Here is a 12054-nt window from a genome sequence, read left to right on the forward strand (position 1 = left end):
TGTCAGAAGGCCGGAGGTCGGTAAACCACAGAATGCGGTCTTTTTCTTCAACCGGGGGGTGAATAAATTCCTGGCCGAAGACTATAAGGGGGCGATCGCTGACTATACCCAGGCGCTGAAGCTGGATGCCAAATACACCGATGCCTATATTGCCAGAGGAGAAGCCCGACGGCTCTCAGGCGATGTGCCGGGGGCAATCGAAGATAGCACCCAGGCGCTGAAGCTGGATCCTAAGGCCCTGGATGCCTATATCAACCGTTGTGCAGCCCGCTATGATCTGCGGGATTTTCGGGGGGCGATCGAGGACTGTACTGAGGCCCTTAAACTCAACCCCAATGATGCGGATGCCTACTACAATCGGGGATTGGCTCGCCGGGATCTGGAACTGGTGGAAGAAGCCATGACAGATTTTCAGCAGTCGGCCCAGCTTTATCAGCAGCAGTTGGAAGAGGCCCGCCGTCAGGCTGCGACAGAAACAGGGATTAATTCTTCCAGCCGACAACCCCCAGCTCTCCCGGCCCAACCCCCCCTGCTGCCCCCAAGAGCCGGCACACCCGTCATGTCAATTCCCAGGGCTATTCGGGGGGGACCGGGTAAACCCAGAGGACGGGGCATTCCCGGTCGGCGAGAACCTGCTGGAACCCGTTAGCGTCGGCGCACTTTGCTCACCATCTTGCGAGACAGCCGCAGGTGGAGCTGTTCTCCCTCCGCCCACTCCTGAAAGAGTTTGTAGAAGGCTTGTCGGTCCTCTGTCTTCAAGACGGCGGTCTGGTCGGCGGTTTCGATCACGTAGGGGTAGCCGCTGCCAATGATGATCTCCCCCCGCACCCAATCTAAAATCTGCTCCAGACGATCGCGTTCATAAAGCCAGAGGGGCAATTCCAACCGGACGGGATAGCCATCGTGAGCTTTGAGATAGGTGAAGGCAATTTGTTCTTGCTGCTCCTGATACTGGGAGAGGATACCCGATCGGCGGCAAAGAAACAGGGGGGTGCGATCGCCCCATTTCATGAATGAACCCAGTAATTGGGCATCATGGATGGTGCGGGCCTCTGGGAGTTCGTAGAGCTGTTGCAGCATCACGGTCAGATCTCGGGCATAGGAGGTATCGATATAGGCGACCAGAGGAACCCGATGACGATCAGCCGCTCGCAATAAGGCCAGAATGCAACGGGTATAGAACGCCCGCACGGGTTCTTCAAAGGGTTCGGCAAAAGTGGCGACCAGGGAGCCATCCAGGAAAACAAGACAGTCCTCGGCTCCAGCATGGGCCTCCATGTACTCGATTAGCCGCTGGGTTTCCAGCTCAAAGCGGCGCATATTCACCCGGCGATCAACAATGTCGCCCGCCCGCTCTACCCGCAGATCTGTCGGAGTCATCACGTCTACCCGAATATCCTTTTCGTACTCGCCCATGGGCAGGTGGCGGTTTTCGAACCAGCCAATTTGAACCAGGGCTACGGGAATGGACAGGTCTTTGGTGGGATAGATCTGGGATCCGTCTACTGCGAAGGTGGCGATGCCAGTCAGACGATCGCGCACCCAGGCCAGACTCTGCTCTCGACTGGTCCAGGTCAGGTTGGATGGCAGAACCCAGTGGGGACAATTCCCCAGGGCCTCCAGGGGGGTTGCCCCTGGGTTTTCCCCGACTCCGCCCTCCTGCAACAGGGCTAACTGGGTATGGGAGAGCTGGGCCGCATCCGTGAGGGCAGCTTTATAGGTTTGGAGCAGTTGGAGCGCGGTCTGGCCAAAATTTTGGAAATCTGCTTGCTTGGCGTCTAGTTGGGCCAGAATTTGGGATGGTTTCAACACCATAGATGGAGATCAAAAAAGATGGACTGAACAGATTTAGTACAATTGTATCGAAGCCTGGGTTGCTGGCAAGATCTATTTTTTAAGTTCAGGGGTGCTTGCTGGTAAGGGCCAGCCCAGACTGGTTGGCTGTTCGTACACCTTTTTCAGGGTATTCATGTCTCGGGCCGAAATGGGGGGGGGCTGGCGGACCTGGGAAAAATACATGACATCTGCGGCATTAGAACTGTGCCCCCAAATGCCCAGGGCATGCCCCAGTTCGTGACGGGCCGCAGCCCGGATATAAGGTTCAGTCTGGGTGGGGCGAATCCGAATCGCGGCCCGATGCCAGAGATAGGGTTGCCCAGAAGAGGGGTCTGGCCTGGTATAGAGCTCAAAGCGGGTTTCTGCCGATCGGACCCGTCCCGTCGGGCCATGCTTGGCCTCACGGGAAAAGCGAATGGGTAGGCCCCCACGCCCGAAGGAAATATCGGCGACTTCGGGCTGTTGGACCATCTGTAGTGGGATATAAGCCTGCCAATCTTGCACAGCCTGCAAAACGGCAGAGGTCCAGCGCTGGCTGGGGCGATCGGTTCCTGCGGGCTCCACATAAACCCGAACCGGAAAACGAGACCAGATGAAATATCCCACTTCCACTGGCGTCACCTGGTCGAAATAGCCTCCTGACTGGTCTTTGTCCTGCCAGGCAGCCAGGGATGCTGGTAGGGGATGGACCTGGGGTGGGGGAAGATTGGGGAGACGATCGGCGATGCTACTGGACTGGGATTTCCCACCTGAGGGGGACAATAGAATCAGTGCTACAGCCAGAAAGCTGGCCCAAAGCCAGTGGGTCAGATATTTTTTCTGCCGGACCATGCTCGACGGCCCTGCTATTGGGGAGAAGGCGGCGTGGAAGGCAGCACCGGTACGGCGACAGACTGACCCAGCCAATTGGCACTCAGAATAATGGTCAGACCAATGAAGAGGACGGCCAGAATCCAGGTGATGCGGTTGAGATTTGTTTCAGCACTCCGGGTACTGGTAAACAGTTGGGCCTGACCGCCGATGCCGCCAATGCCATCCCCTTTGGGGCTATGTAATAGCACCAGGATAATCAGCCCAAGGGCAGAGGTTGACCAAATGGCTTTCAGGATGGTGACAATAGTCATAGGGGCAGATCGGAATAAAGGAACAAAGATCTATTTTAGAGGCTAATCGAGCGATCGGTTACAGGGACGAACAAAGGTTCGTCCCTAGTGGTGGCTTAAAACGGTTACTGGGGGCGGTAGAGATGTTCCATGGGATGTCCTTACCCCGGATCAATTTTGATTACAGGGACAGTCGGACAGGAGTCCGATTAGATCGGACTTCTACCCTGGCGGGTTCAATTAACGAATGACCGGTCATCTCGGGTGGCTGAGGCAATTTTAGAATCTCCAGAATCGTCGGTGCGATATCAGCCAGGCGACCATCAGACCGCAGGGCCACTTCTCCCCCGTGCCCCGGAATTTTCATCCCTTCCCCTTCAACCAGAATGAACGGAACTGGATTAGTGGTATGGGCGGTCCAGGGATTGCCTTGCTCATCGCGCATGTATTCGGCATTGCCATGATCGGCGGTAATCAGGGTGGTGCCGCCCACTTGGCTGACACTGTCTAGAAGACGACCCAGGCAGCGATCGACCGTTTCGATCGCCTGCACCGTGGCATCCATCTGCCCCGTGTGCCCCACCATATCCGGATTGGCATAGTTGATCACAACCAGGGAATAGAGCCGCTTTTCGAGGGCCCGAGCTGCAACATCCGTGACCGCTTCGGCGGACATGGCAGGGGCACGATCGTAGGTCGCTACGGCTGGACTCATGACCAGTTCGCGATCTTCTCCCTCAAAGGGTTCCTCAATGCCCCCATTAAAGAAATAGGTGACGTGGGCATACTTCTCGGTTTCAGCGGTCCGAAACTGATGCAGCTTATTTTGAGCAATCACCTGGCCCAGAATATTGTTCAAATTCTGCGGTTCGAAAGCAATCTCGACCGGAAAATTGGGGTCGTATTGGGTGAAGGTGACAAAGGTCAGGGGTTGCACCTGCTGCCGCTCAAACCCGGTAAATTCGGGATCGACAAAAGCCTGGGTGAGCTGGCGGGCCCGATCGGGCCGGAAGTTAAAGAAAATCACCCCATCTCCCGGCTCCACTGCGCCGGGGGCGATCCGGGTGGGGAGGATGAATTCATCGGTGGTGTCGTTGGCATAGGAAGCAGCAACCACCTCCAGAGCCGATCGGCCATCCCCAGGGCCATCCTGGGTCATGGTTTCATAGGCCAGCTTGACCCGATCCCAGCGCCGATCCCGGTCCATGGCGTAGTATCGACCGCTCAGGGTGACGATGCGACCAAATCCAGATTGGTTGACATATTCCTGAATCATGCGAACGGTTTCTTTGCCATCGGTGGGCTGGGTATCTCGACCGTCCGTAATGAGGTGGATACAGGCATCCGGAACAGCTCGAACCTTGGCCAGTTCCAGGAGTCCAAACAGATGATTGACATGGGAATGGACCCCACCCTCCGAGCACAACCCAATCAGGTGAAGCTTGCCGCCTGTGGCCTTGACTTTCTCACAGGCCCTTACTAGAGCGGGATTGCTGAGGAGTGACCCATTCTCTACCGCATCTGAGATGCGGACCAATTCCTGGGGCACAATGCGACCAGCACCAATGTTCAGATGGCCGACTTCGGAGTTCCCCATTTGGCCATCTGGCAACCCGACATCTTTACCAGAGGTATGAATTAGGGTGTGAGGATAAGCTGCCCAAAGACTTTGCATGACAGGGGTGTTAGCTCGTGCGATCGCATTTCCTTCTGCTGTATCGCGATAACCCCAACCGTCCAGAATCACGAGTACTACTGGAGACACAGAGGTTAATGGCATACTAAGTCACCCTTACTACCTAGTGATTTCTTCGCAATCATACCATCGGGGCTATGGGATTTGGAGTTCACGAATTGACAGTTGTGATTGATCATCTATCTCCGATGGGTATCAATATCACATGGTTTAAACCTGACTTACAATCACGCATGCTCGTCATTTGTCACTGGTTACTTGCTCCTGGTCAACGGATCGACGGGCATTGAGTGATAGATAGAGGAACATCTCCAGTCAATGACCCGAAATTAAGAATGCAGTATAGCAAATGACCAATGACCAATCCTCTAGGTTTTTGCCTTTTCCTTTTTTGCCTTTTCTTTGGCTTTTTGTTTCTCCCGTTTAGCTGCAGCTTTGGTAGCTTTATCTGCTTCGATCGCAGCTAATTGAGCCTTTTCAGATTCCTCAGCTATCTTATCCAGATAATAAGAGTAGTTCCCTAAGTAGACGCGAAAGTCTCCATCTTTAATCTCAACAATTTTGTTGGCGACTTGAGAAATAAAATATCGATCGTGGGAAACAATAATGGCTGTCCCGTCATAATGCTGAAGTGCCTCTTCCAGCATCTCTTTGGCCGGAATATCCAGATGGTTGGTGGGTTCATCCAGGATCAGTAGGTTGGCAGGTTGCAGCAGCATCTTAGCCAGGGCCAGGCGGGCTTTTTCCCCACCACTGAGGGCTTCTACCTGTTTGAATACCATGTCACCCGTAAACAGAAAGCGACCCAGCAGGGTGCGAACTTCCTCGTTTTTCCAGTCGGGCACTTCGTCGTGGATGGTGTCCATGACGGTTTTCTGTAGATCCAGCGCTTCGGCCTGATTTTGCTCAAAATAACTGGGGATCACATTGTGGTCGCCAATTTTGACGCTCCCATCCGTGGGTGTCTCCATGCCTACAATCAAGCGCAGCAGGGTGGATTTGCCAGCTCCATTGGGACCGAGGAAAGCCACCCGATCGCCCCGTTCCAGGAGAAGATTGGCCCCCAGGAACAGGATCTTATCGCCATAGTTATGGACCAGATCTTTGATCTCGACGACTTCGCGACCACTCCGGGGGGCGGGAGGAAAGCGGAAGTGGAGCGTTTTCAAATCCCCTGTGGGAGCTTCAACACGCTCAATCTTCTCCAGTTGTTTTTCTCGGCTTTTAGCCTGGGTACTCCGGGTGGCACTGGCGCGAAAGCGATCAACAAAGGCTTGCTGTTTGTCGAGTTCCTTCTGTTGTCGTTCATAGGAACTTTGCTGAGCTTCCCGCAATTCTGCTTTCTGCTGCAAATAGGCGGAATAGTTCCCCAGATAGCTGGTGGAGACTCCCCGTTCAGTTTCCACAATCTGGTTGCAGAGTCGATCCAAAAACTCCCGGTCGTGGGAGACAATCACCATGGGGGTAATCAGACCTTTGAGGTAGGTTTCCAGCCATTCGATCGTCTCCAAATCTAGATGGTTGGTCGGTTCGTCCAGCAGCAGCAGATCTGGCTTTTGCAGGAGAATCTTCCCTAAACTCATCCGCATTTGCCAGCCCCCACTGAAGGCACTAACCAGGCGATCACCATCTTCCAGATCAAAGCCCAGATCGGGCAGGATCTTTTCAACCTGGGCATCTAGGGCGTACCCATCTAGGGCTTCAAACCGGCGTTGTAGCCGATCGAGGTCGTGGATCAGCCGATCCAGCGCGTCGGGATCGGCCAGTTCCATCTCTCGATGGACGCGGCCCATCTCTTCGTGGACCTGATTGGCTTCCCCAAAGGCGCGCCAGAATTCCTCCCGCACGGTCCGGCTGGGGTCTACTTCAAATTCCTGAGTCAGGTAAGCAATACGTAAACTGCTGGGGCGAATGATCTCTCCGGCAGTCGGCTCAATCTCCCCGGCAATAATTTTTAATTGGGTGGATTTGCCGGCCCCATTAACGCCCACAAGACCAATGCGATCGCCCGGTTTGACTTCCCAGTTAATGTCCTTCAGGACTTCACCAGTGGGATAAATTTTGCTGACATGTTCCAGTCGCAGCACAGAGAGTCTCCAGAATAGAGGGGACTAGAATACAAATATAAAGCTTAACAAAGTTTTAAGGATCTAAACGAGCCATCTTCTTATGACTCTAGCATCTGCAACCGATACAGGCTGGCGTAAACCCCTTCCTGGGCCAATAATTCATCATGGGTGCCCGATTCCACCAGACGACCTCGCTTGAGCACGAAAATCCGATCCACATTTCGAATGGTAGAGAGGCGATGGGCAATGATAATGGCCGTGCGGCCCTGCAGGAGTTGATCCAGAGCCGATTGGATCAGGGCTTCAGTGCGAACATCCAGACTGGCGGTTGCCTCATCTAAAACCAGGATTTCGGGATTGCGAATTGCCACCCGGGCAAAAGCCAGCAGTTGCTTCTGTCCTCCCGAAATATTCGTGCCACGCTCCCGCAGCATCGTGTTGTAGCCCTGGGGCAATTGCTCAATCAGGCCAGCAACGTTGGTCTTTGCTGCGGCAGCCTGCACCTCTTCCAGGGGATAGTTCTCTCCCAACGTAATATTACTCTTTACGTCTCCAGCAAACAGGAATCCGTCCTGAAGAATCACCCCCAGATGCTGGCGCAGATCCGCCTGGCGCATATCCCGAATATCAACCCCATCAATCAGGATGCGGCCTTGAGTGGTTTCATACAGACGGCAGAGTAGGCGGATGATCGAGCTTTTTCCAGCTCCAGTTGGCCCGACCAGGGCAATCTTTTCCCCTGGACGGATCGTAAAGTCCAGATCGGAGATCACATAGTCATCATGCTTGTAAGCAAACCAGACATGCTCGAAGCGAATTTCTCCTAAGCGTTTGGGGTCGATCGGGGCTGGATGTTCCAGAGTCGAACCTTCTGGATCTCGAATTTCGATCGGCTCATTCAGGACATCGCTGATGCGCTCCACGGCGGTGAAGCCAGACTGTAAGGCGGTAAATTTCTCCGCAAACTGGCGCAGGGGATCAAATAAGCGCTGGGCAAACAGGATAAAGGTGGATAGGACCCCAAAGGAAAGGGCGTCCCGTAAAACGAGCAGGCCGCCCAGCCAGAGAACCCCCGCGATCGCTACCAAGGCCACCCATTCCAGGGTGGCTGAGACGGCTGAATCGTGGAAGATGGTTTTATCCACTTCCCGGTTGTACCGCTGGTTGTTGGTGCGAAACAGTTCTGAATTAAAACCTTCCCGCCGAAACAGTTGCACCACGCCGATGCCAACGATATTCTCCTGCAGGGTTGAGTTCAGCAGGGAGAGTTCCTCCCGGGCTTTGTAGTTGGCGGTGCGGTACTGCTGTTGGAAATAAATGATCAGGCCCGTGACTGGAAACAGCATCAGCAGCAGCATGAAGGCCAGTTGCCACTGCAGGATGAACATGGTGACGGTGATCACCACCATGGAAAACAGGTCACTGACGATGCCGATCGCGCCGGTGGCAAAGACATCACCCAGGGCTTCCACGTCGCTGGTGAGGCGGGTAATCAACTTGCCGACGGGGGTGCGATCGAAGAATCGCATGGCCAGGGCGGTGACATGTTCAAACAGATCTTCCCGGATATCTGCTGTAATGTGCTGACCCATTTTCTGCACCAGATAGCCCTGGGTGGCCTGGAGGACGAGAAGACTCAAGATGGTGGTGGCGAGCAGCAGGGTGATCAGGTTCAATCCTGCTGCCAGGGATTTCCCCTGCAGGAAAAACAGGGTGGGTTCTCCCCGGATCAAAGAGATGGCCTGTCCGACCAGGATGGGTTGAATGGCTCCAGCGATGGATAAGGGGAGCAGCAGCCCCAGAGAGACGGCCAGTAATCGCCCATGACGACGACCGTAGGGGATCAACCTCAGGAATAGTCGCCAGTCGTTTTCGCGGATGCGGGGTTGATCTCGGGCTTCAAGCAGGGGAGACGCAGTCATCGATCGGCCTCATCAGGGGGTCTTCCTCATATTATGAAACGGCTACAAGGACTGCTCCACGACGTGCCTCAATTTATCAATCCAATCGGTGATGTCGTCGGTATTCAGCCGGTAGGCCAGGGGATGGGCAATCAGTCGGGCCGTGCTCTCATAGAGGACTTCGATCTCAATCAGACCATTCTCGCGCAGGGTTCTGCCAGTGGAGACCAGATCGACGATCGCTTCGGACATCCCCGTGATCGGGCCTAACTCGACAGAGCCATACAGGGGCACGATTTCCACTGGCAAATCCAGGGTCTCAAAGTATTCCTGGGCGCAGTGAACAAACTTGGAAGCGACCCGGCTGTGGGAGGGGAGGTCCAAGGCCGATCGATAGGGGCTGCTTTCTTTCACCGCCACGGATAACCGACACCGCCCATACTGCAAATCAATCAGATGGGCGACCCGAGGTCGCTTTTCCCGAATCACGTCATAGCCCGCAATCCCAAGCTGGGCCTGCCCATACTCAACGTAAACGGGGACATCATGGGTCCTCACGAGCAGGGCTTGCCCTCGGCCCGTGGGGTCTGTAATTTGTAATTGTCGATTGGAGGAATCGAGAAACGCACTGAAATCGAGGCCGATCGTTTTAAATAGATTAATACTGTCGGCCAGGAGTGCTCCCTTCGGAAGTGCAACAGTGATCATGGAAGGCTTGAACGTTGAAGTTTAAATAGAACAGCCGCTTTCAGATGAAAATTTTGCTGGTGGATGATGAGGTTGAACTGACTGAACCCCTCAGCCGGGCCCTGACTCGTCAGGGATATGGGGTGGATGTGGCTCATGATGGACGGATGGGCGGTCAAATGGCAGCGGCAGGTCACTATGACCTCCTGATCTTAGACTGGATGCTGCCCCATCGGACAGGATTGGAGATTTGTCAGGATTTACGCTCACGCCAGGATACCACCCCCGTCCTATTTTTGACGGCGAAAGATACCCTGGACGATCGGGTAGAAGGACTGGACGCGGGCGCAGATGATTATCTGGTTAAACCCTTTGAATTGCGGGAATTGCTGGCACGGGTGCGGGCCTTGTTGCGTCGTCCGGTGCTGTCGGGCACGGGAATGCCATCAGAGCTTCCTCTTCGGTTACAACTGGGAGATCTGGTGCTAGACCTGGAAAATCAACTGGCCTATCGGCAGGGACAGGCGATCGAACTGTCGGAAAAGGAAAGTCGCCTTCTGGCTTATCTGATGCAAAATGCTGGGCAGTTGCTCAGTCATGCTCAACTTCAGGACTATCTCTGGGGGGAAGAGGCGGTCCAACCCAGTAGTAATGCGCTGGCTGCTCAGATCAAACTATTGCGACGCAAAATTGAGACGGATGGTAGTTCAACCTTGATCCATACGGTCTATGGCAAGGGGTATCGGTTCGGGGAAGAAGGACATCGATAAAATTGGAACCCGATGTGCCAAAATACAAATCAAAATTTATTAAGGGCGGAAATAATAATGAATTCCATAAAAGGAACTGTGGTTTTTTTGATTTTCGAGAAATATATCTTCGCTGCTTTTGAAACACTATCTTTAGAAGATTCTTCAGCCTTATAAGTTTTCAAGAATTTCAAGCCAGCATCAGAGGTAAATTCCGACTCCAGATTTTGGACAGAAACACTCAAGCTATCAGCTATAGACTTAAGACTTTTTATCTCAACCATCTGAGACTTCTCGGAAACTAGATATTGCAAAGAATATTCTCCTCTAGGACACATTACCCGATCGTTTAATGCCCAACAACCTACTTGCTCCAGAGAAATTTGGCCAAATCTTCCTGTTCCTCTTTGGAGTAAAATTCCAGTATCTGAAGAGTTAGCAATGATGATTAAATAATCCTTGCTTTGTGCAATAGACACAATGTAGAAACCAGGAGCACTTTTTGGAGATAATAAGTGGCCATGTGTTGGAAGATAAAGTGAGGCTTGTCCATCTACTCTTCTTAGAGATCCATAATCTGGCAGGTAATACAAGTCTCCTATTTTAACTGCTACTGCATTTGTCATCGTAGTTCTTTCCCAAATCCCAGAAGAGGGATAGAGATAAACATTTGCTTGACCCTCAAGCCATTTCCATCCACCATCAAAGTAGTGCGAATATACTTGATTTTGACTATTGATCTCTATAATCCTTCTTTGAAAAGTTGAGAGTATATAAAGATCTCCGGAGAACCGGTAGGAACAATATGGCATATCAAGATTTGCTGGCCCCGGACCATTTTCCCCTATTTCACTAATTAAATCTAAATCTTTACTCAAAACACTGACTTTGCCAGCCATCGTATCTGAAACAATCAATGTTTCAGAAAGAAAGTCGTAATTAATGCAAGTTGTGAACAGAATATCTCTTTGGCCAATAGATTTCTTCTCCTTGATTAATTTCCCAGTTTCAAGATCAATTTCAACAATACTAGTCCCTGATCCATACACAGAATTTCCTACAATTACAGTGCCGTGAGCTGAAGGTAAAGGGTAGCTCCATCGATATTTCCAATCATTATCTAATCTCTCAAAAAATGAGATACTCTTACCATCGAAATTTGCAATCGACATGTAACGTCCCATGGGGCTAACGAAAATACCTTCAGCCCCCTTAATTCCAAGTGTATGAACTAAGGATTCTTCCAAGATTAAACGAGGAAATTCAGAAGATGTTTTTTTATCAGACTGATTCGTTTCTGGAAATTGGATTTTGAGAACCAACAAATCATTTCCTGTATAATTGGCAACAAATAACCTTTGGTAAAACGGCGAAAAAAAGACGCCTGTCGGATGCCATGATTTAACATTGTTTGGTTTTTGGAGTTTAAAGTACGAGTTCTTGCTCTTATTCCAAAGATATAAGTTTTGATAGGTTGCTAAAATAAAATTGTCATCATTAATTCGCGTCATTGATTGTATAGCAAAGGGATAGTCAGTATCCGTCTCTGCTAATTCAGAGGAGCGAGTACCAGTGAAATTAACTTCCTTTAATTGCATAATCCATCGATTTGCACTGGCAACTACTGAAGGTTTTGAAATAGATGGTTGTAAGGCTAACTTTCCATTTAAAGAACTTATTTTCCAAAGAAGGCCAGAGCTAAGCAAAATTACTGACACAAATAAAAATGAAAGAAAATAGATAATACTAGTCTTCGATTTAAACCTAATTCGTTTTTTAGCTGGCATGATTAATCAAAATAAGACTATAGTAATTATAGAGTAGCATTTGAGTTGGTTAAGAGCTTGTTTCTAAATGATTGTTAAGCTTGCTCTTGTAATTTCGCTAAACGGCGCAGCATTAGCCTCATCATGACTCCATAAATCATCGCCTGGCTCATCTCCGGTAACACTTCGTAGTCCTTACTCAGCCGTCGGTAATTATTCCACCAAGCAAACGTTCGCTCCACAATCC

Annotated in this window: 11 protein-coding genes; 2 read left to right on the top strand and 9 right to left on the bottom strand. The window is 51.5% G+C overall.

From position 1 onward, the window contains the following. The coding region (locus BST81_RS09455) for a tetratricopeptide repeat protein (RefSeq protein ID WP_143780288.1) at positions 1 to 649 on the top strand (649 nt) is incomplete at its 5' end. On the opposite strand, the gene BST81_RS09460 is transcribed toward BST81_RS09455, so the two are convergent. From BST81_RS09460 to hisG, 7 genes are all read right to left on the bottom strand, one after another. Further along, positions 646 to 1815, bottom strand: coding sequence for a DNA double-strand break repair nuclease NurA (locus BST81_RS09460; protein ID WP_075598302.1), 1170 nt, complete (start codon positions 1813 to 1815; stop codon positions 646 to 648). The genes BST81_RS09455 and BST81_RS09460 overlap by 4 nt on opposite strands. Before the next feature lie 72 nt (positions 1816 to 1887). Further along, the gene (locus tag BST81_RS09465) at positions 1888 to 2667 is read right to left on the bottom strand and encodes a hypothetical protein (RefSeq protein WP_083636762.1); all 780 of its coding nucleotides are present in this window, start codon (positions 2665 to 2667) and stop codon (positions 1888 to 1890) included. A gap of 14 nt (positions 2668 to 2681) precedes the next feature. Next, positions 2682 to 2960: a preprotein translocase subunit SecG gene (secG, locus tag BST81_RS09470; protein WP_075598303.1), complete on the bottom strand. Its 279-nt coding sequence runs from the start codon at positions 2958 to 2960 to the stop codon at positions 2682 to 2684. Positions 2961 to 3120: 160 nt separating this feature from the next. Next, a complete protein-coding gene (gpmI, locus tag BST81_RS09475; RefSeq protein ID WP_075598304.1) occupies positions 3121 to 4719 on the bottom strand; it encodes a 2,3-bisphosphoglycerate-independent phosphoglycerate mutase in 1599 nt (532 codons plus the stop codon). A gap of 284 nt (positions 4720 to 5003) precedes the next feature. Next, positions 5004 to 6722, bottom strand: a complete 1719-nt coding sequence (locus tag BST81_RS09480) for an ABC-F family ATP-binding cassette domain-containing protein (RefSeq protein ID WP_075598305.1) — start codon at positions 6720 to 6722, stop codon at positions 5004 to 5006. 80 nt (positions 6723 to 6802) lie between these two features. Further along, positions 6803 to 8626, bottom strand: coding sequence for an ABC transporter ATP-binding protein (locus tag BST81_RS09485; protein WP_075598306.1), 1824 nt, complete (start codon positions 8624 to 8626; stop codon positions 6803 to 6805). 42 nt (positions 8627 to 8668) lie between these two features. Further along, entirely contained in the window at positions 8669 to 9313 is a 645-nt protein-coding gene (gene hisG, locus BST81_RS09490; RefSeq protein ID WP_075598307.1) for an ATP phosphoribosyltransferase, read from the bottom strand. Between the two features lie 44 nt (positions 9314 to 9357). Here hisG and BST81_RS09495 point away from each other — a divergent pair, with 44 nt between their 5' ends. Continuing rightward, positions 9358 to 10062, top strand: coding sequence for a response regulator transcription factor (locus BST81_RS09495; protein ID WP_075598308.1), 705 nt, complete (start codon positions 9358 to 9360; stop codon positions 10060 to 10062). Positions 10063 to 10091: 29 nt separating this feature from the next. On the opposite strand, the gene BST81_RS09500 is transcribed toward BST81_RS09495, so the two are convergent. Together BST81_RS09500 and BST81_RS09505 are read right to left on the bottom strand one after the other, a co-directional pair. Beyond that, entirely contained in the window at positions 10092 to 11828 is a 1737-nt protein-coding gene (locus BST81_RS09500) for a hypothetical protein (protein ID WP_143780289.1), read from the bottom strand. Positions 11829 to 11902: 74 nt separating this feature from the next. Beyond that, on the bottom strand, positions 11903 to 12054 hold a 152-nt coding region (locus tag BST81_RS09505; RefSeq protein ID WP_143780290.1), incomplete at its 5' end, for a transposase.

The sequence above is a fragment of the Leptolyngbya sp. 'hensonii' genome (genome assembly GCF_001939115.1).
GTDB lineage: Bacteria > Cyanobacteriota > Cyanobacteriia.

Bases quoted from the DNA above. Each gene is read 5' to 3' on its own strand.
- BST81_RS09495 (WP_075598308.1), top strand. From the start codon at position 9,358: ATGAAAATTTTGCTGGTGGATGATGAGGTTGAACTGACTGAACCCCTC.
- BST81_RS09465 (WP_083636762.1), bottom strand. From the start codon at position 2,667: ATGGTCCGGCAGAAAAAATATCTGACCCACTGGCTTTGGGCCAGCTTT.
- hisG (WP_075598307.1), bottom strand. From the start codon at position 9,313: ATGATCACTGTTGCACTTCCGAAGGGAGCACTCCTGGCCGACAGTATT.
- gpmI (WP_075598304.1), bottom strand. From the start codon at position 4,719: ATGCCATTAACCTCTGTGTCTCCAGTAGTACTCGTGATTCTGGACGGT.
- secG (WP_075598303.1), bottom strand. From the start codon at position 2,960: ATGACTATTGTCACCATCCTGAAAGCCATTTGGTCAACCTCTGCCCTT.
- BST81_RS09485 (WP_075598306.1), bottom strand. From the start codon at position 8,626: ATGACTGCGTCTCCCCTGCTTGAAGCCCGAGATCAACCCCGCATCCGC.
- BST81_RS09500 (WP_143780289.1), bottom strand. From the start codon at position 11,828: ATGCCAGCTAAAAAACGAATTAGGTTTAAATCGAAGACTAGTATTATC.
- BST81_RS09460 (WP_075598302.1), bottom strand. From the start codon at position 1,815: ATGGTGTTGAAACCATCCCAAATTCTGGCCCAACTAGACGCCAAGCAA.